This is a genomic window from Trinickia sp., assembly GCF_051953955.1.
In the GTDB taxonomy this organism is placed as follows: domain Bacteria; phylum Pseudomonadota; class Gammaproteobacteria; order Burkholderiales; family Burkholderiaceae; genus Trinickia.
The window spans coordinates 17,303-38,281 of record NZ_JBQCIF010000015.1; the positions used below are offsets into that span (position 1 = coordinate 17,303).

General features: G+C 66.1%; 15 protein-coding genes. 4 read left to right on the forward strand and 11 right to left on the reverse strand.

The features are described from left to right. Positions 1–52 precede the first annotated feature (52 nt). The gene (gene recB, locus ACTHNZ_RS02385; RefSeq protein WP_440540885.1) at positions 53–3,844 is read right to left on the reverse strand and encodes an exodeoxyribonuclease V subunit beta; all 3,792 of its coding nucleotides are present in this window, start codon (positions 3,842–3,844) and stop codon (positions 53–55) included. Next, the gene (gene recC, locus ACTHNZ_RS02390) at positions 3,841–7,326 is read right to left on the reverse strand and encodes an exodeoxyribonuclease V subunit gamma (protein WP_440540886.1); all 3,486 of its coding nucleotides are present in this window, start codon (positions 7,324–7,326) and stop codon (positions 3,841–3,843) included. Before recC ends, recB begins: the two co-directional genes overlap by 4 nt. 218 nt (positions 7,327–7,544) lie before the next feature. Here recC and ACTHNZ_RS02395 point away from each other — a divergent pair, with 218 nt between their 5' ends. After that, positions 7,545–9,827, forward strand: a complete 2,283-nt coding sequence (locus ACTHNZ_RS02395) for an FUSC family protein (RefSeq protein ID WP_440540887.1) — start codon at positions 7,545–7,547, stop codon at positions 9,825–9,827. Positions 9,828–9,876: 49 nt separating this feature from the next. Here the strand turns inward: ACTHNZ_RS02395 and ACTHNZ_RS02400 are convergent, their stop codons facing one another. Then, the gene (locus ACTHNZ_RS02400) at positions 9,877–10,092 is read right to left on the reverse strand and encodes a hypothetical protein (protein ID WP_440540888.1); all 216 of its coding nucleotides are present in this window, start codon (positions 10,090–10,092) and stop codon (positions 9,877–9,879) included. On the opposite strand from ACTHNZ_RS02400, the gene ACTHNZ_RS02405 reads away from it, so the two are divergent. After that, a complete protein-coding gene (locus ACTHNZ_RS02405; protein WP_440540889.1) occupies positions 10,075–10,590 on the forward strand; it encodes a hypothetical protein in 516 nt (171 codons plus the stop codon). The genes ACTHNZ_RS02400 and ACTHNZ_RS02405 overlap by 18 nt on opposite strands. 41 nt (positions 10,591–10,631) lie before the next feature. On the opposite strand, the gene ACTHNZ_RS02410 is transcribed toward ACTHNZ_RS02405, so the two are convergent. The 3 genes from ACTHNZ_RS02410 to ACTHNZ_RS02420 form a co-directional block, all read right to left on the reverse strand. Then, positions 10,632–11,087, reverse strand: a complete 456-nt coding sequence (locus ACTHNZ_RS02410) for an Lrp/AsnC family transcriptional regulator (protein WP_440540890.1) — start codon at positions 11,085–11,087, stop codon at positions 10,632–10,634. 117 nt (positions 11,088–11,204) lie between these two features. Next, a complete protein-coding gene (locus tag ACTHNZ_RS02415) occupies positions 11,205–11,849 on the reverse strand; it encodes an NAD(P)-dependent oxidoreductase (RefSeq protein ID WP_440540891.1) in 645 nt (214 codons plus the stop codon). Positions 11,850–12,014: 165 nt separating this feature from the next. Then, positions 12,015–12,458 (reverse strand): Rrf2 family transcriptional regulator, encoded by a 444-nt coding sequence (locus ACTHNZ_RS02420; RefSeq protein ID WP_440540892.1) that lies wholly within the window; start codon positions 12,456–12,458, stop codon positions 12,015–12,017. A gap of 198 nt (positions 12,459–12,656) precedes the next feature. Here ACTHNZ_RS02420 and ACTHNZ_RS02425 point away from each other — a divergent pair, with 198 nt between their 5' ends. Continuing rightward, entirely contained in the window at positions 12,657–13,238 is a 582-nt protein-coding gene (locus ACTHNZ_RS02425; protein ID WP_440540893.1) for a DJ-1/PfpI family protein, read from the forward strand. Here ACTHNZ_RS02425 and ACTHNZ_RS02430 read toward each other — a convergent pair. The 5 genes from ACTHNZ_RS02430 to ACTHNZ_RS02450 form a co-directional block, all read right to left on the reverse strand. Continuing rightward, on the reverse strand, positions 13,235–14,872 hold the full coding sequence (locus ACTHNZ_RS02430) for a response regulator (RefSeq protein ID WP_440540894.1): 1,638 nt from the start codon (positions 14,870–14,872) through the stop codon (positions 13,235–13,237). The two genes, ACTHNZ_RS02425 and ACTHNZ_RS02430, sit on opposite strands and share 4 nt — an antisense overlap. Further along, positions 14,869–15,360: a response regulator gene (locus ACTHNZ_RS02435; RefSeq protein ID WP_440540895.1), complete on the reverse strand. Its 492-nt coding sequence runs from the start codon at positions 15,358–15,360 to the stop codon at positions 14,869–14,871. Before ACTHNZ_RS02435 ends, ACTHNZ_RS02430 begins: the two co-directional genes overlap by 4 nt. A gap of 21 nt (positions 15,361–15,381) precedes the next feature. Continuing rightward, on the reverse strand, positions 15,382–16,986 hold the full coding sequence (locus ACTHNZ_RS02440; RefSeq protein WP_440540896.1) for a sensor histidine kinase: 1,605 nt from the start codon (positions 16,984–16,986) through the stop codon (positions 15,382–15,384). Between the two features lie 90 nt (positions 16,987–17,076). Next, positions 17,077–17,838 (reverse strand): ABC transporter permease, encoded by a 762-nt coding sequence (locus ACTHNZ_RS02445; RefSeq protein WP_440540897.1) that lies wholly within the window; start codon positions 17,836–17,838, stop codon positions 17,077–17,079. After that, positions 17,835–18,764 carry an ABC transporter ATP-binding protein gene (locus tag ACTHNZ_RS02450; RefSeq protein WP_440540898.1) on the reverse strand — a complete coding sequence of 310 codons (930 nt, stop codon included), beginning with the start codon at positions 18,762–18,764 and terminating at the stop codon, positions 17,835–17,837. The genes ACTHNZ_RS02445 and ACTHNZ_RS02450 overlap by 4 nt, the downstream gene beginning before the upstream one ends. Before the next feature lie 838 nt (positions 18,765–19,602). Between ACTHNZ_RS02450 and ACTHNZ_RS02455 the strand changes: the two genes are divergently transcribed. Next, positions 19,603–20,970, forward strand: a complete 1,368-nt coding sequence (locus ACTHNZ_RS02455; protein ID WP_440540899.1) for an MdtA/MuxA family multidrug efflux RND transporter periplasmic adaptor subunit — start codon at positions 19,603–19,605, stop codon at positions 20,968–20,970. Positions 20,971–20,979: the final 9 nt, after the last annotated feature.

Genomic DNA, 20,979 nt, shown 5'->3' on the forward strand with positions numbered 1-20,979 from the left:
CGGCGCACTCATGCCGGCCAGCCGAGAGAAGAGTGAAGGAAAGGTTCAGCCGTCATGATGTCCGCCCGCCGCTCATCAGTGCATCGAGCGCCTCGATCAACTCGCGTGCCGGCCGGCGCGCGTGCACGCCGGCCGGCAGCGCCCCGTCGCGCCAGTGCGGCCGCACGCCGCGCACGAACAAATAGCTGTAACCGCCCATGTGGGTATCGTAGTCGTAGCGCGGCCAGCGCATCTTCAAATAGCGATGCAGCGCGACGATGTAAAGCAGCGCCTGCAGATGGTACGCATGGTGCGCCATCGCGGCTTCGAGCGCCGATGCGCCATAGTCCGCTGGGCTTGCACCGAGATGATTCGACTTCCAATCGATGATCCAAAACCGGCCCTCGTGCTCCACCACCATGTCGACGAACCCCTTCACGTAGCCGGCGAGCATCCCGGCCTCCAGCGCCACGTCGGGATACCCGTGCCGCGCGAGCAAGCTACGCAAGGCAGACAATTCGAGCGCCGGCGAGGCGAACAGGAACGGCCACTCGGTCAGCCTGCGCGTGGGATCGAGCGCCGCGAGCGTCACACCGGGAGCGAATTCGGTCGCCGTCACGTCTGCCATCAGCCGCGCCATCATCGCGGGCAGGCGCACTGCCGTCTCGGCATCGGTGGCGACGGGCCGCTCGAGCAGCGCCCGCTCAATGGCCGCCGGCCACGTCGCGGACTCGGAGAAGTCCGCCAGCTCGAACATGCGATGCAGACATTCGCCGGCCGCCGCGCCGCGAGGAAACGCCAGGATGTCCTCTGCCGCGAGCAGTTCCGCCGGTGTCGGTGCCCTCTGCGCGGGCGCCGGCAACCAGGCGGGCTCCTCGGGCGCGCGCGCTTCCTGCGCCTCTTGCGCGGCGGCGAGCGCATCGTGATCGGGTCGCGGCTCCTCGTCGATGGTCTCGCTCGCGTGACGCGCGCCGGCAGCCGCGAGCGAGCTGAAGCTCGCGATGCGCCAGCTTTCGGTCAGCGTTCGCTGCAGGGCGCGCGCCGTCAGCGCGCGTCCGGGCGCGGACTCGCGCGCGAGCGGGGCACGTCTAGCCGGTGCCGGCAGCGGCGCGAGCGTAATCGCGTCGTCGGCCAGAGCAGCCCACGCTGCCTCTATCGAGTCGTCGCCGGGCGGATCGTCGGCCCAGGCTTCGAACGGACGGTCATCGCCCGCCACGAGCCAATTGAGCACGCTGCGGCGCGATTCTTTGGTCGAGCGCGACGAAAGGTAGGCACCGGCAACCAAATAGCAGCGATGCACGGCCCGCGTCAGCGCTACGTAGACGAGCCGGGCACGCTCGGCCGCTTCATCGCGCGCGGCTTCAGCCGCCGCACGCTCGGCATCGAGGCCTTCGCAACCGTAGTGGAGCACGGCGCGCGCGCCCGCTCGCGCATCTTCGTGATACTCGCTGGCATCGGGCAAGCCCGTGTTGATGCCGGCCATGCGCGCCCCATCGCCGAGAAACGGACAGAAGACGATCGCATATTCGAGCCCCTTCGACTTGTGGACGGTGACGATCTGCACGAGATCGCGGTCCGACTCCAGACGCAACTGGGCGTCCTCGCCGCCGCCGCGCGCACGCTCGGCCGCGAGCCAGCGCAAGGTCGGCGCGATGCCGGGATGCACGGCCGCGCGCGCCTGGGCCAGTTCCGCCAGATGGTTGACGTCGGTGAGCCGACGCTCGCCCTCTTGCCCCGCGATGAGCCGCTCGCCGATGCGCAGCTCGCGCATCAGCGTTCGCCACATCGTCGCGAAGCCCCGATCGAGCCATAGCGATCGATAGCGCGCGAATCGCTCGACCCATGCCGTCGCTTCGTCGGCATGCGCGAGCGCGGGGGCATCCGCCAGTTGCGCGAGCCGCGCGAGCGCATGCGCATCGAGCCCGAACCAATCGGCCGCCAGCGCTGCCCTGAGGCGCCGCAAGTCGCCGGGCGCGTCGACGGCCGCCAGGACGCGCTCCAGCTGCTCCGCATCGAGCGTGGCGAATACCGACGATTGCGCAAGTTCGACGCTGCCTACACCCCAGGCGGCAAGGACGCGTTTCATGAGGCTGCCCTGCTTGTGCGTGCGCACGAGCACGGCGACGTCGGCCGGCGCCAGCGGTTCGCGGCCGAGCGCCACGCTGCCCTCGCGCGCGCCGCGCAGCAGGCGCACGATCTCTTGCGCACAGGCTTCGGCGGCTTGCCTGTGCGCCTCGCGCTTGATCAGCGTCGCCTCGCCCGAAGGCAACATCCAAACGCGCAACGCGCCATCCTCTCCCTGTCCGCTTGCGGGATCGGCGTCGTCGATCAACGGTGCGCGCGATCGCGCGGCGGCTTGCACGGGCATGTAGTCGAGCCCATCGAGCACGAATGCGCGCGGGTTCGCACTGAAGATGCGATTACAGGCCGCAACGAGCGGTGCCGTCGAACGCTGGTTGACGGCGAGCGTGTAACGCGCCGTGGCCGCATGGCGTGCAGCCAGATAGGTATGCAGATCGGCCGCACGGAAGCTGTAGATCGCCTGCTTGGGATCGCCGACGAGGAACAGCGGCCCCGGCTCGCCGTCGCTGCCCGGCCCCGCGAAGATGCGCTCGAAGATCGCGAACTGCAGCGGATCCGTGTCTTGGAATTCGTCGATGAGCGCCGCGGGATATCTCGCTCGCAGCGTCTCGGCCAGCCAGGGATGTGCGGCCAGTGCGCCGTGCAGGTTCGAGAGCAAATCGTCGAACGATGCGAGCCGGCGCGTTCGCTTCATCGCTGCAAGGGCCTGCGGCGCCTCGTCGAGCCACAGCGCAAGCAGCGCGAGCCAACGCATCCGGTGCGCGGCTTGCGCGGCCTCGGCCGCCGCGGCAAGCGTGTCGGCCAGCGTGAAGAACGGATGCTCGGGCGGCACGAATTTGACTTTGGTTGCTTTCGCGAGCGCGCTCGCGCTCAGCTTCAACGCCTCGCGTGCCGGCACGGCGTGGCAATCGCCTTCGGCAAAGTACCGCTCCCATGCATCGAGCGCCGCGCGCACGGCTTCGCGCTTGTGCGTCGTCTGCTTCAGCGCAGCCTGCGCCTCGTCGAGCAAACGCTCGATCGACTCGCGCTCGGCATGCCAAAGCGCACGAGCCTCATCGAAACGGGCCCTCGCATCGTCTTCTCCTTGCGACTCCACGGCGGGCGGTGTCGTACCTGACGTGCCCCAGCGCAATTGCGCAAGCGGTTTCTTGAGGCGCCGCGCAAGCTGCGCATCGAGCTCGAGCGGGCTCGCAGCGCGCGCGACGAGCCACGCCGCAAACGCCGGATAGGCGGCCGCGACGGGCTCCACGCGCTCGCGCCAAAACTGCGCGGCCAATTCGAAGCGCAGCGATGCGTCGTCGGCCTCCATGTCGAACGCGAACGGCATGGCGGCGGCGAATGGCGCCTCTTGCAACGCACGCTGGCAAAACGCGTGGATCGTGTGTATCGCCGCCTGATCGAACGTGGAGAGCGCGCGCCGGATACGCCTGCCGGCCAACTCGCCATCGATCCCGCCGGGGCCGAGCGTCATCTCGAGCAATTGCGCGACGAAAGGGTCGCCGCCGTCATCGCCGATCTCGATCGCGCGGGCGAGTTCGGCCAGCCGCCCGCGGATCCGCTCGTGGAGCTCGGCCGTGGCGGCTTTCGTGAACGTGACGACGAGAATCTGATCCGCGTTCAGATCGCGTTCGAGCAGCAAGCGCACATAGAGCGCACAGATGTTCCAGGTCTTACCCGTGCCGGCCGAAGCTTCGATCTGATTGACGCCCGCAAGCGCACAGGTGAAGACGTCGAGCGGCTGCGGCGGCATGGCGTCGGCCGTTCTTCGATCGTGCTCGCTCATGCGTCGGCTCCCGTCGAATGAGTCAAATGCGCGAGCAACGGCTCGAAGACGATGCGCGAAAGCGCGCCGAACGGTTCGTCGAGCGTCAGGTCGAGGCCGCGCCAGGCAATCGTCAATGCGGGGTCATCCGATTCACCGCGCACGCGGTCGCTGATCCATACGCCGAGCGCTTCGGCATCGCCGCCGTTCGCCTTGGCCCACGCGCTGCGCGGAAAAAACCGTAACGGCAGCCGGCGGCCCGCGACGAAGAGCGCAACGAGCGGAGCAAGGTGGTCAAGCGGCGCCTCGACGCGCGAGAACGCGAAACGCTCGGATGCGCCATGCCAGACGGTGCGGCACGGCCCGTCGGGCTGCGCGGCGCAATAGACGAGATGAGCCAGCCAGGCGCTCAGATATTCGCGCGGGTTCGGGCTCGCATAACGGTAGAGCACTTGCCCTGCATCGGTCACACGGTTCAGCGTGCCTTGCAACGGCACAAGGGCTGCATCGCGCAGCGCTTCGCGAAGGGCCGCGTCGTGCGCGCCGAACAGCGCGACGCCATCGGTATCCGGCCAGCGTGGCGGCACGTGCAGCGTGAACGGCAAGCGCGCCACGCCGCCCGCCAGCGCGGTGCGCACCTCCGTGGCCAGACGAGCCAACGCGCCGAGTTCGCGCCGCTTGAGCACATCGCCGGTCGCCCCCGCCGGCAGCTCCGGGCTCGTCTGTGCGATGCGCCAGGCGCGTGTGCGCACCGTTTCGTCGTCGCGATCGATGAGCCGCGGCAGCAGTCGATCGGCGAGCGCGTCGCGACCCGCGTAGTCGAGCTCGAACGGCTCGATCTCGAGCAGTTCGCCTTGCGTCTTTTCGAGCACCACGCCAAGCCGCTCCCTCAGCAGCGCGCGCGCCGGGTGCTGCCAAAAGCGTTGGAAATCGGCGAACGAAATGGGCTGCGCTGCTTCGGGCGGCAACGGCGCGGCGAAGAATGGCGCCACGACCGGCTCGCCGTCGGCGGCCAATCGTGCGGCCAGGCGAGCGCGCTCGGGGTCATAGGAGAACAGCGATCGCGTACCGTCGAAGTACGCCGCCGAAAACGGCTGGAGCGGATGCTCGACGATGAACGAGGCACGCGCCGCCTCGAGCTCGGCCGGCGCAGCATACTCGCCCGCCTTCGCGCGGGCCAGGTGATCGAGCAATTCGTCGACGAGCGAGGCAGGCGGCAACGGCGCATTGTCACGGATGCTGCGCCCGGTGTAGCTGATGAAGAAGCGCTCGCGCGCCGCAAGCAGCAGGTCGAGGAACAGATTGCGCTCGTCGGCCCGGCGCGCGCGGTCGCCAAGTTGCGGAAATGCCGCCATCAAATCGAATTCGTCGGCGCGTGCAAGGCTCGGCAAGACGCCGTCATCCATGCCGACCAAGCAGATCGCGCGGTACGGCAGGCCGCGCAGGCTCGTGAGCGACGAGAACGTCACGCCGCCCCACGGCACGCCGCCGTGCGCCGCATCGTCGAGCGCGACCGTCAGCGCCGCGCGCACGACCGCAGCCGGTGCCCGCTCTTCGCGGGCACCGTCGCGCATGGCCTCGAGCGCCTTCTCGACCGCGTCGCGCACGTTCGCCAGCGCGTCGGCGAAAGGCGGCGCCGCATCGAACAAGCGCGCGAGCGCATCGGCCAAGAGCGCGCCCCACTCGTCGCAATCGAGCGCCTCGCGCGAGCGCCGCACGAAGCCGTACAGATCGTCGACGAAGCGCGCGAGGCGCCCGAGCAATTCCGCATCGGCGCCGCGTGCGCCCGAAATGGGCAACCACGCATCGACGGGCTCGCCGCCGTCGGGCATCGCGTAGCCTAGAAAGAGCCGCGTCAGTGCATCGGCGAACGTGTGACGCGCGCCGGTCACGGCGTGCGCTGCGCGCTCGTCGCCGCCCGCCGGGGACTCGCTTGCGAGCCCGCGCCGCGCGCCGGCCGCGGCCAGCCATCCTTGCACGGTATCGAGCGCGACGGCGTCGATGCCATAGCGCGCGGCTACCGCATCGACGCGCAGCCATTCGACGAGCTCGGGCGCCGATACGCCGCGATCGGCGAGCGCGAGCCAATCGAGCAGCACGCGGGCGATCGGATTGGCCTGCGACGGCGGCAGTCCCGTGATCCGATAGGGAATGCGGCCGCGCTCGTCGCCTTGCGTCGTGCCGAAGACGGCGTCGATCAGCGGCGCGGCGGCGGCAAGGTCGGGGCAGACTACGAGCACATCGGACGGCCGCAGCCCCGGCAGTGCGTCGCCGCTCTCCATGCGCGCATCGTCGAACCATCCGAACAGCCGGTCATGCAGCACTTCGAGCTGGCGCGACAAGCTATGGCAGACGTGAACTTCGATACCCCGTGCCGTGCCCCGTTCACGGGGGAACGCCGCAGCCTCCCCGCCGGCATCGGCATCGTCGCCAGGTACCTCCGGCGCCAGGTCGAGCATGGCGTTCTGCACGCGGGCGAGCCAGTTCGACGCCTCGTTCTCGGCGAAGCGCGTCGCCTCGCCCGCCGCCGCGCCTTCGGTCAATTCGTGCAGCAGGTGCAACTGCGCCTGCGTTTGCCGCCCCCACTCCGCGAGCAGCGGGTGACCGACCTCGTGAAAATCGAGCGCGTCGGCCGCCTCGAGCGCGAGCGCGGTTTTCTCCGTGACGATGTCGAACCAAAACTGCCGGCACGGGTTCATCACGTAAAGCCGCACGTCGATCCAGCGCGAGAGCTCGCGCAGCAGCGCGATATGGAGCGGGGCGATCGTCGGCAACGCGAATACGCTGACGGACTGCGGCCAACGTGCGCGCATCACGGCATCGAGATCGAGCGTGCGCACGAGCTGCAAAAAGCGGTGAGCGGGCGGGGATGCATCGGCGGTACCGCCGGCCTCGGCCAACTCGGCGAGCACCGCACGCCACAGCGCCGACTGCCAGCGCTCGTCTTCGCGCGCGGCCACCGTCGCAACGGCGATTTTCGACGGCGGCACACCGCCCGGGCCGGGCTCGAAGATCGACTGCCCGCGCTGCCATCGCGCGAGCCATTCGGGGCGGTAGGTCAGATAGTGGTCGAAGACCGTCGCCACGCGGCTCGCGAGTTCGTAGCGCATCGGCGCATCGGCTGCCGCGAGGTAGCTGCGCAGCCGCGGCGAAGCCAGCCAGGCGCCCGGCTCGGGCGCTCGATCTCGGCCAGCTTCTTGTGCACCTTGCGCGAACAGCCGATAGCAGCGCCATGCGAGCCGCTCGGCGCCGAGCGGGGAATGCGCGGGCACGTCGATGACGCCGCCGATCTGCGTCCAGAGCCACTGCGCGAGGTAGCTGAAATCGACGTTCGCACAGATGCCGCGGCGCGCGGCCAACTCGAGCTCGAGCCGGCGGCGCACCGCCGCGCTGGGCACGACGATCTGCTCGCTCGTCCACGGATCGGTGGGCATGGCGGCGAGATCGTCGACGAGCGCTTGCACGAGCGTTTCGTACCGATTCGAATAGAAGAGCTGGAGCATGAACCGTTCGGGTTGGGCCCGCGCCTGACACCCACGCGGCGGCGAGCCATGAAAAACGTCAGCATAGCAAAGGCGCGGGACGCCGCACCCGCTTCCCAGCCGGACCGTGCGCGCCCCGCAAGGCGCGGGCCCGGGCGGGCCATGCCCGCCGGGCATGAAATGCGATAGACTCCTCGCGAACCCCATCCGGCCTCCTTCCGCTGCCCGCCTCGAGATCGATGCGCTACTCGATAGAAATAGAAAAATTTCTGTACGGTCAATATTTTTTCGGTGGGCTGCGCGCCGCCATCGGCGTTTCGCTGCCGGCCGTCCTATGCCTCGTCGTGTTCCACAAGGCGGACCTAGGCTTCACGATCGCGACCGGTGCGCTCGGCGCCTGCGTCGTCGATATGCCGGGCCCGCTCAAATACAAGCACAACGAGATGCTCATATGCAGCGTCCTCGGCTTCGTCTCCGCGCTCGCGACGGGGCTCGCCACGTTCAACACCATCGCGCTATGGGCCACCGTCGTCGCACTGACGTTCGCGCTATCGCTCACGGTCGTCTACGGCAACCGCTGGCCGCAAATCAGCTTCGCGACGCTGTTCATGATGGTGATGACGCTCGAGGACCACTTCACGCCGCTGCGGGCGCTGATCAACGCGAGTTGGATCCTGCTGGGTGGGCTCTGGTACACCTATTGGGCGACGCTGATCTCGCAATGGCAGGCGCACCGAATGGAGAAGCAGGCGCTCGCGGAGAACGTATTCGCCTGCGCCGACTACCTGCTTGCACGGGCAGATTTTTACGACGTGGACGCGAATCTCGACGAGTGCTACAGCCGGCTCGTCGAAAAACAGACGGCGGCCGTCGAAATGCAGGATGCCGCGCGCGCCATCGTTCTGCGCAACCTGCCGAAGCTCAGGCGCGGCAAGCTCGATGCGCAGCGCGTCACGCTGTTCAATCTGTTCATCAACACCGTCGACCTGCATGAACTGTTCGTCGGCGCGCACACCGACTATCCGCTCATGCGCGCGACGTTCGGCAATGCCGATCTGATGCTGTTCTTCCGCGATCTGATCCGCAAAGCGGCGAGCGATCTGGAGGAGATCGGCCTAGCGGTGTTGCAGAATCGCCGCCCCGATTCGCGCGTGAACGTGAAGGCGGAAATGCGCGCGATCGAGTACGAGATCGAGCTCATGCGCAAGCAAGGCCTGCCGGAGCGCGGCGCCGAAGCCTATGCAGCCGCATCGGCCACGTTCCGGCGCATCTGGAGCGCCGTCCGGCTCATCGACAAAATGAAGAAGAGCGTGGGCGGCGAAGCGTCGAGCGTGCAGACCGAAGTGCGCATCGACCACACGCTGATGCGGTTCCTATCGACCCGGCGCGTCCCGTTGCGGCAGATTTTTTCGAATCTATCGATGGCCTCGCCGAGCTTCCGCCACGCGCTGCGCGTGACGATCGCCGTCGGCGTCGGGTTTTGGCTCGGGCGCCTGCTGCCGCTGACGAATGCTTATTGGATCGTGATGACGACACTCATCATCATGAAGCCAGGCTACTCGCTGACGAAGCAGCGCAACACGCAGCGGATCATCGGCACGGCGATCGGCTGCGCGGCGAGCCTGGCGTTGATCGGCTTCGTGAAGTCGCCGGTCGTGCTGCTCGTCTTCATGTTCGCCTCGATGGTGATGAGCTACAGCCTGCTGCTGTTCAACTACGCGGCGAGCGTCGTCTTCACGTCGTCGTATGTGCTGCTGCTGTTTCATCTGCTCGCGCCGGGCGGCATGCGGATCATCGGCGAGCGAGCGATCGATACGGTCATCGGCTGCGCGCTTGCCATCGCGGCGAGTCATCTGTTCCCGTACTGGGAATACCGGCTCATGGGCAAGCTCGTCATGGAAATGCTGGCCGCCACGCGACAGTATCTCGAGAGCGCCTGGTGGTGGGGGAACGCGCCGCGCGCAGGCAGAGGTGCCGCCGATGGGGCAGCCGAGGAACGGCCTAACGGTGCGCGCGCGGAACCGCCCGGCGCAGGCGATCGCGATTTCCGCTATCGCCTCGCTCGCAAGAACGTCCATATCGCGTTCGCGAATCTGGCGCAGGCGTTTCGGCGCATGATGCTCGAACCGAAGGCGCAACAGCGGTTCGTGGCGGAACTGAACGACCTGCTCGTGCAAACCCACGTGCTGACCGCGCATATCACGGCGGCCGCACCGCTGCTGCGCGGCGCGGCGCAGCGCGAGCCCGAGGGTGCCCCGGCGCTGCAGCGCGCGCTATCGGCGGTGCGGGAGAATTTGACGCTGGCGCAAACGGGCGAAACGGCGCTCGTCGATCAAGCGGAAGCGACGAAGCAACTCACGCGCGAACTCGATGCGATGGTGGTCGAGGCCGAGCGGACCGGCACGCAGCCGTCCGAATCCGTTGGCGAACTGAAGCTGCTCGCGCTGCAATGCAAGCAGATGCTGGCCGCCTCGTTTCTGATTCGAAAGGACGCGGGGGCGATCCACCTGCCCGACGCCTGAGTGCCCGCGCGGGAAAAGCAATGCGCGCGTTCGCGCCGCACCGCCCGGCTTACTGCGACGCGCCGCTCGCGCTAGCGGCGGCAACACCGCTCGCCGCCACGGCCGATGCCGCCGGCTGCGCGGCCGCGTTTTGTTCGTCGTACTCTCGCTTGCCCTTGATCGCGTTGAAGACGAACGTCGCGATCACGATCAGCACGACGACGACGATGAGGATGGCGACGCGTGTCGTCGGGTTCAATGATTTCGAATGGCGCGGATCGTTCATGGAGGGAAGGCCTGCGGTGCGAAGGACGAACCGCCGAGCAAAAAAAATGAGACGAAAGCGCGCATTCTACGCGCATTGGCGCGATTGAAAACGGATGGGGCGCCCGCCAATATCGAGATGGGTGAGGGGGTGATGGCGGAACATGCACGTTTTATCTGCCGATCGGCCATGATGCTGCATTTGTTCTCGGGCGGAGCTATGATGCCTCGCATCGACGACCTTCATCGACACCCTATGTCCGCTATCGTTTTCGACACTCTCTCCTACGCAGAAAAACTCCAGGCAGCTGGCTTTACACCCGAGCAGGCCAAGGGGCAAGCGCACGCCATGCGCGAGATCATCCACGACCAGATCGCGACGAAACGAGACGTGGCAGTGCTGGACGCCAGTGTAGAGGCCAAGCTCGTCGCAACGAAGGCCGAGCTCGTCAAGTGGTACATCGGCACGATGTTCGCCATGACGGGCCTCATCGTCGGCCTGCTCAAGCTCGTCAGCTAGTCAGGAAAACGCGCCCTGAGCGAGAACAGCGCCCGCTAACGCTAGGGCCGCACCGGCAGCGCCGTAGAGTACTTGATCTGCTCCATCGCGAAGCTCGAACTCACATCGAATAGCGGCACGGCCCGGATCAACTGCTTGTAGACGCGATCGTAGTCTTCGATGTCGGAAGCGACGATCCGCAGCAGATAGTCGATCTCGCCGCTCATCCGATACGTTTCCACCACCTCCGGGATATCGCGCACGACCTGCACGAACTGGCGCGCCCACTCCTCCGTATGCTGGTTCGTGCGCACGGCCACGAACACGGTCGTGCCGACCCCGAGCTTGCGCGCGTCGCACAACGCCACTTGCGCGCGGATGACGCCTTCTTCCTTGAGCCGCTGCACGCGCTTCCAGCACGGCGTCTGCGAAAGATTGACGCGGCTCGCGAGTTCGGCAATCGGCAGCGTCGCATCGGCCTGCAGCAGTTCGACCAATTTGCGATCGATGGCATCCATTCCCATTTCAATTCCTAGATAGCATTTTTTTCTACGCGTGAGCGCCATCGTGGAATTATAGGGAAGATCCGCCATCGAAAAGCGAAAATCGAGAATTCGACAATCGATGGCCGACGTTCAATACGCGACGGTCGCGAGGCGGCGGATGAAACGGCCTTGCTCGATCTCGTCGACGAACGCCACGGCATAGTCCTCGGCCGAGATCTTGCTGTTGCCCTCGGCATCGACGATCAGCGCGTCGGCACCCGTGCGGAACGTGCCGGTCTTCGTTCCCGGTGCGATCATCGCGGCCGGCGAGAAGAACGTCCAGTCGACGTCGGCAACCGTTCGGTACACGCCCAGGGCCTCCCGATGCGCGAGCGCAACCGCCTTGTAGGCTGCGGGAAATCCTTCCGTATCCACGAGTTGTTTGCCGGGCGCCACTTCGAGCGAGCCGGCCCCCCCGACGGCCACGAGCCGCTTGATGCCCGCCTCCCGCGCGATCGCGACGAGCGAGCGCGTGGCCTCGATGACTTTCGACGGGTCCTCTTGCGACGGCCCGTAGGCGCTGGCGATCACGTCGAAGCCGGCCACGAGCGCCGCGCTCGCCTGCGCATCGAACAGATCGCCGGCGACGACCTTCAACTGTGGCAAGCCATCCACCGGCCTCGGGCGCCGAGCGATCGCCGTCACTTCGTGACCGCGCGCAAGCGCTTCCGCCGCGATCCGCGATCCGATCATCCCCGTTGCACCGAAGAGTGCGATTTTCAAGCGTCGTTCCATATCAAGACTCCCATCGAGTTAATGTGTAACCTAGATAGTTACACTTAAGAACCGAAAAAAGAGAGGCAACCCTCTCACGAACACCACGACCTGCTCTCGACCCGCTCTGCCTACCCTTTACCACAACGCCCTCGCGCGCCCACGCAAAGCGCTTTCGCCGCGCAGCTACCGCCCCGTGCCTGCCGCGTTCTCGGCCTCGATGACGCCGGCCGTGACGTCCGCCAGCGTGCGCGCGCCGAGCGATGCCTCCATGGCCCGTTGCGCGTCGTCCACGATGCCCTCGAGCACCTGCTGGATGTGCCGGCCCACCATGCACGCCGGATTCGGCGCCTCGCGATGCAGGCCAAACAGGCGAGCCTCGTCCACCGCGCGATAAACATCGACGAGCCGAATCGTGTCAGGCTCGCGCGCCAGCAGCGCCCCGCCGCCCGCGCCCAACTGCGACGTGGTGAGCCCCGCCTGCGCCAGCATCGACAACAAGCGACGGATCAACGCCGGATTCGTGTTGACGCTGCCGGCGATGATATCCGACGACAACGGCACGCCCTGCTGCAACGAAAGCAGCGCCAGGATATGAACGGCATAGGCGAAACGGCTGCTCGTATTCATCGCAAGGGGCAGAACTCAAAACTGTAACCAGTGTAATTACATTTCATGCAGAGCGCAAGCCCGATCGAAATCAGCACGGCCGCCTCAGCGTTCACACGGCGAAGCGATGCCATTCGCATCCCTATCGTCCGCAAGGAGTACACTTTCCCGTTCGTCCCAAGAGTCGTCTATCCCCTCACGTTGCGAAGGAGAAAGGCCATGGCCGCGAAGAAGATTCTGTTTTTGACCGGTGATTTCGCAGAAGACTACGAAACGATGGTGCCGTTCCAGGCACTGCAGGCGGTCGGGCACACGGTCGACGCCGTCTGCCCCGGCAAGCGGGCCGGCCAGAAGGTGAAAACGGCGATTCACGATTTCGAAGGCGACCAAACCTATACCGAAAAGCCGGGCCATCAATTCGCGCTGAATGCTTCCTTCGACGAAATCGACGCCGTCGGGTATGACGCACTGGCGATCGCCGGCGGCAGGGCGCCCGAGTATCTGCGCCTCGATCCGAAGGTGATCGAGCTCGTGCGCCATTTCGCGCAACAGGGCAAGCCGATCGCCGCCATCTGCCACGCGGCGCAACTGCTGGCCGCCGCCGACGTGATTCGCGGCAAGCGCATCTCGGCCTATCCGGCCTGCGCGCCCGAGGTTCGGCTCGCCGGCGGCGAATATGCCGACATTCCAGTCGACGCCGCGGTCACCGACGCGCCGTTCGTCACGGCGCCCGCCTGGCCGGCCCACCCCGAGTGGCTGCGCCAATTCCTCGTCTTGCTAGGCACGCGCATCGAGCTTTAGGCATCGCTGACGAACGATGTCGTTCGCCCCGCCAGCGCGGCCACGACGACGACGAGCTCGAGCGGATCGACCGGCTTCGCCACATGCGTTTGGAAGCCGGCAAGCAGCGCGCGGCGCCGGTCTTCGCTGCGAGCAAAGGCCGTCAATGCCGCGGCCGGCGTGTTGCGCCCGCGCTGCCCTTCCGACGTGCGCAAGCGTCGGATGAACTCATAGCCGTCGATGCCGGGCAAGCCGATGTCGCTGACGATGACGTCGGGCGCCTGCGCCGTGCAGGCGTCCAAAGCCTCGAGCGCGGAAGCAAATGCAAGCGTCGCCGCACCGCGCTCTTGCAACACCCGCTCGACGAGCTCGCGCGCATCGGGCTCGTCTTCCAGCACTAGGACACGCAGGCCCGCCAAGGCGGGCGGCGCATCGAGCTCGATCGCGCCGCTCTCGAGCTCGCGCGTGAGCTCGGCACCCGCCGCCGGCAGCGCCACCGCGAACGTCGCGCCGCGACCGGTGCCGTCGCTGCGCGCGACGATCTGTCCGCCATGCATCTCGACGAGCTGCCGCGCGATCGAAAGGCCGAGCCCCAAGCCGCCGTGGTGCCGCGCAATCCCTGCATCCTCCTGGCAGAAGCGCTCGAAAACGTGCGGTAGGAACTCGGGCTTGATGCCTTGCCCGTTGTCGGCGACGATCAGCTCGACTTCGTTCTCGCGCCGCTGCAGCGTGACCTCGACGCGGCCGCCGCGGCCGGTGAACTTGACGGCGTTCGACAGCAGATTCCAGACGATCTGCTGCAGGCGCGACGGATCGCCAAGCACGGCGCCCGCTGCATCGAGCGATGCGACGAACTGGATGTCCTTCGCTTGCGCGGCCGGGCCGACCGAGCGGATCACATATTCGACGACATCTCCCAAATCGACGCGCTCGGTCTCGAGCCGCAGCTTGCCGGCAAGAATGCGCGAGAAGTCGAGCAGGTCGTCGACCATGCGCGTCTGGGCGCGCGCATTGCGGTCGATGACGTCGAGCCCCTTGCGCAGCGATTCGGAGACGCTCGCATCGCGCAGCAGAAACTGCGTCCAACCGACGATCGCATTCAGCGGCGTGCGCAACTCGTGCGACAGCGTCGCCACGAACTCGTCCTTCATCCGCGAAGCGCGCTCGGCCTCCGCGCGGGCCGCGCGTTCGGCGGCGAGCAGTGCCTCGCGCTCCTCGGCCAACGCTCGAAAATGCGCCTCGCGCTCCTGCGAACGCTGCGCTCGAGCCAGCTCGCGCTCGATGCGCCGCTCGCGCAACACGCGCTCGATCGCTTCGGGCAAGTACTCGAGATAGCCTTCGCTCTTCGGCACGACGTCCGCGACGCCCGAGCGCAGCGCCTCGATCACGCGCGCTTCGTCCGCAAACCCCGTGCAGAGGATGGCGGGCAGAACGAACTCTTGCGCGCGCAGCGCGCGTAGGAAGTCGAGCCCGGTCTCGGCGCCACCGAGCGAATAATCGACGACGATCACGTCGGGGCGTTCGAGATCGATCGCCCGACGGGCGGATCGGGTGTCCGCGCACGCCGTCACGCGGTAGCCGGCGCGCGTCAGAGAGCGCGAGGCGAGCCGCAACAAGCCTTCATCGTCGTCGATGAACAGCGCGTGAGCGCTCATCGAGCGCTGGCTGGCAGCTTGACTACCTGCAAGAAGAAGCCGAGGCGCCGCACGGCCTCGATGAACGCGTCGTACTCGACGGGCTTGGTGACGTAGACGTTGCAGCCGAGCTCGTAGCAGCGCTCGATTTCCCGCGGATCATCGGTCGTCGTCAACACGATGACGGGCAGCGACGCGGTGCGCCGGTCGGCCTTGAGCCGCCGCAGCACCTCGAGCCCGTCGATGCGCGGCATCTTCAGATCGAGCAGGATCACCGTCGGCGGCAACTCCTCGCGCAGGAACTGCGACGGTTCGCTGAAGAAATAGTCGAGCGCCTGCTGACCGTCGGCGAAGCGCGTGAAGCCATTCGTCAAGCCGGCCCGCCTCAAGTTGCGCTCGATCAGCGTGGCATGCCCGTCGTCGTCTTCGATCAGGATGATGCCGACCGATTGGCCCACGTGGGACTGGCCCATGCCGGGCTGGCCCGCGGGCCCTGTTGGCGTTTGCATTGTGTTCGCTTCCTCGGTTCGTTATGCGGCGACGACCTGTTTGGCCGCCTCCGGTAGCGATAGATAAAACGTCGTGCCCTCGCCCTCCGTCGACTCGGCCCACACGCGCCCGCCATGGCGTTCCACCATCCGGCGCACGAGCGCGAGCCCGATGCCTTCGCCCGCGGCGATGTTGCCGTGCAGCCGCTGGAACGCATTGAACAGGCGCGGCATGGCACCGGCGGGAATGCCGAGGCCATTGTCCTTGACATAAAAGATGCGCAGCGAGCGCACGCCCCCGGGCGGCGCCGGCAACACACCGATCTCGATGCGGCCGGGCCGCTCCGGATCGAGGTAGTTGATCGCGTTGCCGATCAGATTGGCGAAAATCTGCTCGAGCGCCGTGGGATCACCCCAGACGGGCGGCAGTTCCTCGACGACGATCTCGGCATGGCAATCTCGGATCGACGCTTGCATCGCGTCGAGCACGTGGCGCACGACGGAGGCGACGTCGACCTCTTGGCGCCGGTACTCCACGCGTCCGACGCGCGAGAGGCGCAGCAGCGAATCGATGATGTGCGCCGCGCGCAGCACGGCGCTTTGCAGGTAGCGCAGCGCCTCGCCGATGTCTTCGTCGATGAGCCGCTCGATGCGTTCGCGCTCCTCGGGCTCGAACGACGATGCGCGGACAGCTTGCCGAAGATCGTCGCACGCATGCGTGAGTTCCTTCGAAAAACCCTGCAGGTTGACGAGCGGCGCGCGCAAATCGTGCGACACGCTGTAGATGAACATCTCGTTTTCCTGCGTCTGCTGATGCAGCGTTTCGTTCGTTCGGGCGAGTTCGTCGGCACGTCGCGCCAAATCGCTTTGGAAACGCGCCTGGAGCCGTTGCGATTCGAGCATGCGCCGGCTCGTATCGTGCAGGATTTCGTCGAGCTCCGCAATTTCGTCGTTACCGGCCGAGGGCGGCCCGAGCGGCGCGCTCTCGGCGAGCCGCGCCGCGTTGTCCGAAAGCCGCGCGATCCGCCCGCGCAAGCCGCGTGTAAACAGGAACACCGCCAGCGCCGTCATCGCGAGCGAGCCGAAGACGACGGCCGCCGTCAGCTGCTGCTGTTGGGCGAGCGCCTCGGCCGCTTGCGCCGAGCGCGTCGCATCCGTGCGCAGCTCTTCGTTCTGGAACGCCGTGAGCTGAGCCCGGAAACGATCGATGACGTCGACGTTGGCCTGATTGCGGAACCGTTCGAGCACGTCGCCTCGCCGGCCCGTGCGCAGCAAGTCCTGCACACGATCCGACCACTGCCGGTAGGCCTGCACCGTCTGGCGGATCTGCGCGGCTCGCTCGACTTGAACGGGGTTGTCCGCCACGAGATCGACGAGGTGATCGATCCGGCGATCGAGATCGATCCAGAGCGTGACGGGCGTGGACGAGGTGCGCTCGTTCTCGAGCACGGCCCCGCGCATGCGGACCGACTCGATCAGCACCGGTTCGAGAATGGCGCTCGTTTGCCGCAAAACGTCCTTGCTATGCAGCGCCCATTGCTCGGCCTGCTCGGCGTCGTTCTGTGCCTTCACGAGCCCGGAGAGCAACGCGAGCTCGACCGCCGTCGGAATAGCGATCAGCAACAAGCCTTTGGTCGTCAGTCTCATGCGCGGTCGGAGCGGTTCGGAAGCCCGGCGAATTTCACGCCGGAGATTGACGCATTATGTCGGCGTTTTTAGAGAATGACAAAGCCATCGTTAATTTTTGAGACGGTACCCCGTTTTGAAAATCCATGCCACGATGCCAGTGAAAATCGCGAGAAACACGGCTGTCATCCCGAGGCTCACGCCCACATGCACGTCGGCGATGCCATAAAAGCTCCATCTGAAACCGCTGATCAGATAGACGACCGGGTTCGCCAGCGCGATCGTGCGCCACACGGGGGGCAAAATGCCGATCGAATAGAAGCTGCCGCCTAGAAACGTCAGCGGCGTGACGATGAGCAGCGGGATCACCTGGAGCTTTTCGAAGCCGTCGGCCCAGATGCCGATCACGAATCCGAACAGGCTGAACGTGATCGACGTCAGGACGAGGAATACGATCATCCAGAACGGGTGATCGATCCGAAGCGGGACGAAGAACGCGGCCGTCGCCATGATGATGAGACCGAGCCCGATCGATTTCGTGGCGGCCGCGCCGACGAAGCTCAGCACGAGCTCGAAGTACGACACGGGCGCCGTCAGCAGCTCGTAAATCGTGCCCGTGAATTTCGGAAAATAAATCGCGAACGAAGCGTTGCTGATGCTTTGCGTGAGCAGCGACAACATGACGAGCCCCGGCACGATGAAAGCGCCATAGCTGATGCCGTCGATCTCGCGAATGCGCGATCCGATCGCCGCGCCGAACACGATGAAGTAAAGCGAGGTGGAAATGACGGGCGATATGACGCTTTGCATCAGCGTGCGCCAAGTGCGCGCCATTTCGAAGCGGTAAATCGCCTGCATTGCATGGAAATTCATGACCGTTCCTTGACGAGATCGACGAAGATGTCTTCGAGCGAGCTTTGGGTCGTCTGCAGATCCTTGAACCGCACGCGTGCGTCTTCTAGATCCTTGAGCAGCGTCGCGATGCCTGCGCGCTCCGATTGGGTATCGTCGTAGGTGTACGTGAGCGCACCACCGCCGGAGGACAGCTCGAGCCCGTAACCGTTCAATGCCTGCGGCACCTGCTCGATCGGCTCCGCAAGCTGGAGCGTCAATTGCTTCTTGCCCAGCTTCCTCAAAAGCTGCGTCTTTTCCTCGACGAGGACGATTTCGCCGCGATTGATGATGCCGATGCGATCGGCCATTTCCTCGGCCTCGTCGATGTAGTGCGTCGTGAGGATGATCGTCACGCCCGTCTCCTTGAGCGTGCGCATCAACGCCCACATGTCGCGGCGCAACTCCACGTCGACGCCTGCCGTCGGCTCGTCCAGGAACAGCACTTGCGGCTCGTGCGCGAGCGCCTTGGCGATCAGCACGCGCCGCTTCATCCCGCCCGAGAGCGTCATGATCGCGTTGTTGCGTTTGTCCCACAGCGAGAGCGCGCGCAAGACTTTTTCCAAATGCGCGGGATCCGTCGGCTTGCCGAACAGGCCGCGACTGAAGGCGACGGTTGCCCAAACCGTTTCGAATGCGTTCGTCGTCAATTCCTGCGGCACGAGACCGATCATCGCCCGCGCGCGGCGGTAGTCCTTGATGATGTCGTGCCCGTTCACGAGCACCGTTCCCTCCGTAGGATTGACGAGACCGCAGACGGTGCCGATCAGCGTCGTCTTGCCTGCGCCGTTGGGCCCGAGCAAAGCGAAAATTTCGCCGCGCCGGATCTCGAGATTCACCCGCTTGAGCGCCTGGAAGCCCGAGGCGTAGGTCTTCGATAGATTTGAGATAGAAAGGATCGTCTGCATCGTCAGCTGTCCATGTGATCGGAGCCGCCCGCAACATGCGCCGGCCCCGGATCGACGCTGACGATAGCAGAAGCGCGGCGAAGCTGCCGCCGAGCCCAACGGAACGCATCGCCGACGCGAGCGTCCAAGCGCAATGGCTCGCGCTGGTGTGCAAAATGAGTGCGCCCCTGCCGGGCGCACGAAAAAAAAGGCGCCACGTTGCCGTGGCGCCTTAAAGAAGTTCTAGCCATTCCGAGGGCCGTGCTAGAACCTGAGAGACGGTATTTCGGAGCTGAGATCTCTGATGGGACGCTGGGTCCGATCGATCCGCACATCGCTAGGGGTGTGCCGTTCCGAAATCAGACTGCATTCTTTCCCTTTCGGCTGACGAAGTCAAGATAATTTTTTCCGAAAAGTTAACAGGGTGCCCGGTTTGGTATCGATTTCATCTGGGTCTTCCGGTAATTATTACCCAATTCGGTGTGCAAAGGGCTGCCATAGGCAGCTCGCCCGTTCTCATCGAGGGCTCGGCGCTGGCGCGACGCATAGGCCCGGAACGCTTCCTTTGCCGCCTCGATGCGCTCACGCGCGCATGCGAAGCCGTGCCCCGCACGCGCGCCGATCGTGTAACCCCGGTAAAAAACCGAAAGATGCGCGACTGGACTGGTCAATACGCGGGGACGTAGCATCATGCATCGCCGCCGCGCCGTGCGGCCCGCCGAGTTACTCGCGCGCGACGCCCGGGTGCAACGTTCCGGGCCGCGCCCGCAGCGCCGGCCTCGTTGCCGCGGCCCCGGCGCCGCGCCTCCCTACCCGCGCCGCATTGGCATTGCCGCTCAAAACCGCTCGACACAATTCGATGGCCGAACAAGAAAACCGCCCCCCTTCGCATGAGAACGGTACCCCCCACGTCCCCGACACCGCCTCGGAGCCGCACAGCGCGAGCCGGCGGCGGCGCGCGATCGCCGTCGTCGTCTTCGTCGCCTTGGTCGCCGCCCTGCTCTGGTGGCACCCCTGGAGCCGCACCGGCGGCAACGGCACCGGGCCTGCCGCAACGACAGGCCGCCCCGGCCGCGGTGGACGCGCCGGCTTCGCCAACCTGCCGCAACCCGTGCACGTAGCGGCTGCGACCGCCGGCGACATGCCGATCGTGTTGACGGCGCTCGGCACGGTCACGCCGCTGGCCACGGTAACGGTCAAGACGCAGCTCGCGGGCACGCTGCAGAGCGTCAACTTCAAGGAAGGCCAACTCGTGAAGGCCGGCGAGGTGCTCGCGCAAATCGACCCCCGCCCCTATCAGATCTCGCTCGAGAATGCCCAAGGCGCGCTCGCGAAGGACACCGCGCTGCTGCAAACGGCGCGCCGCGATCTGAAGCGCTACCAAACGCTGCTCGCGCAGGATTCGATCGCATCCCAACAAGTGGACACCCAGGCCTCGCTCGTGAAACAGTACGAAGGCCAAGTGCAATCCGATCGCGCGACCATCGATACCTACAAGCTCGATCTCGTCTACGCCCGCATCACGGCGCCGGTCTCGGGCCGCGTCGGCCTGCGCCAGGTCGATCCCGGCAATTACGTCACGCCGTCCGACGCGAACGGGATCGTCGTCATCACGCAACTGCAGCCGATCAGCGTGATCTTCACGACCTCGGAAGACAACCTGCCGGCCATTCTCAAGCAGATGCATGCAGGCGCGAAGCTGTCGACGACTGCTTATGACCGCAACAATACGATTCCGCTCGAAACCGGCTATCTCGACACGATCGACAATCAGATCGACACGGCGACCGGCACGGTCAAGCTGCGCGCCATGTTCCCGAACACGGGACAGATGCTGTTCCCGAATCAATTCGTCAACGCGCGCCTACTGGTCGACACGATCCACGATGCGGTGATCGTGCCGAGCTCGGCCGTGCTGAACGGCGCCAACGGCCCGTTCGCCTACGTCGTCAAGCCCGACGACACCGTCACGGTGCGTCCGCTCAAGGTCGGCCCGGTCGACGGCGAACGCACGAGCATCGCATCGGGGCTCGCGCTCGGCGAACGCGTCGTCATCGACGGCTCCGACCGCCTGCGCGAAGGCGCGAAAATCACGGTCGCGCCCGACGCCGCCACCGTCATGCATGCGGAATCGGGAGCACATGCATCGGCCGCCCCCGCATCGGGGGCTTCGGGCGCACGCGCTCATCACCGCAAGAGCGCTTCCGGCAGCGCCGGCGCACAGTAACGGCGGCCT

Coding starts and splice junctions, on each gene's coding strand:
- recB (WP_440540885.1), bottom strand. CDS start 3,844: ATGAGCGAGCACGATCGAAGAACGGCCGACGCCATGCCGCCGCAGCCG.
- recC (WP_440540886.1), bottom strand. CDS start 7,326: ATGCTCCAGCTCTTCTATTCGAATCGGTACGAAACGCTCGTGCAAGCG.
- ACTHNZ_RS02395 (WP_440540887.1), top strand. CDS start 7,545: ATGCGCTACTCGATAGAAATAGAAAAATTTCTGTACGGTCAATATTTT.
- ACTHNZ_RS02405 (WP_440540889.1), top strand. CDS start 10,075: ATGGCGCGGATCGTTCATGGAGGGAAGGCCTGCGGTGCGAAGGACGAA.
- ACTHNZ_RS02400 (WP_440540888.1), bottom strand. CDS start 10,092: ATGAACGATCCGCGCCATTCGAAATCATTGAACCCGACGACACGCGTC.
- ACTHNZ_RS02410 (WP_440540890.1), bottom strand. CDS start 11,087: ATGGATGCCATCGATCGCAAATTGGTCGAACTGCTGCAGGCCGATGCG.
- ACTHNZ_RS02415 (WP_440540891.1), bottom strand. CDS start 11,849: ATGGAACGACGCTTGAAAATCGCACTCTTCGGTGCAACGGGGATGATC.
- ACTHNZ_RS02420 (WP_440540892.1), bottom strand. CDS start 12,458: ATGAATACGAGCAGCCGTTTCGCCTATGCCGTTCATATCCTGGCGCTG.
- ACTHNZ_RS02425 (WP_440540893.1), top strand. CDS start 12,657: ATGGCCGCGAAGAAGATTCTGTTTTTGACCGGTGATTTCGCAGAAGAC.
- ACTHNZ_RS02430 (WP_440540894.1), bottom strand. CDS start 14,872: ATGAGCGCTCACGCGCTGTTCATCGACGACGATGAAGGCTTGTTGCGG.
- ACTHNZ_RS02435 (WP_440540895.1), bottom strand. CDS start 15,360: ATGCAAACGCCAACAGGGCCCGCGGGCCAGCCCGGCATGGGCCAGTCC.
- ACTHNZ_RS02440 (WP_440540896.1), bottom strand. CDS start 16,986: ATGAGACTGACGACCAAAGGCTTGTTGCTGATCGCTATTCCGACGGCG.
- ACTHNZ_RS02445 (WP_440540897.1), bottom strand. CDS start 17,838: ATGAATTTCCATGCAATGCAGGCGATTTACCGCTTCGAAATGGCGCGC.
- ACTHNZ_RS02450 (WP_440540898.1), bottom strand. CDS start 18,764: ATGCAGACGATCCTTTCTATCTCAAATCTATCGAAGACCTACGCCTCG.
- ACTHNZ_RS02455 (WP_440540899.1), top strand. CDS start 19,603: ATGGCCGAACAAGAAAACCGCCCCCCTTCGCATGAGAACGGTACCCCC.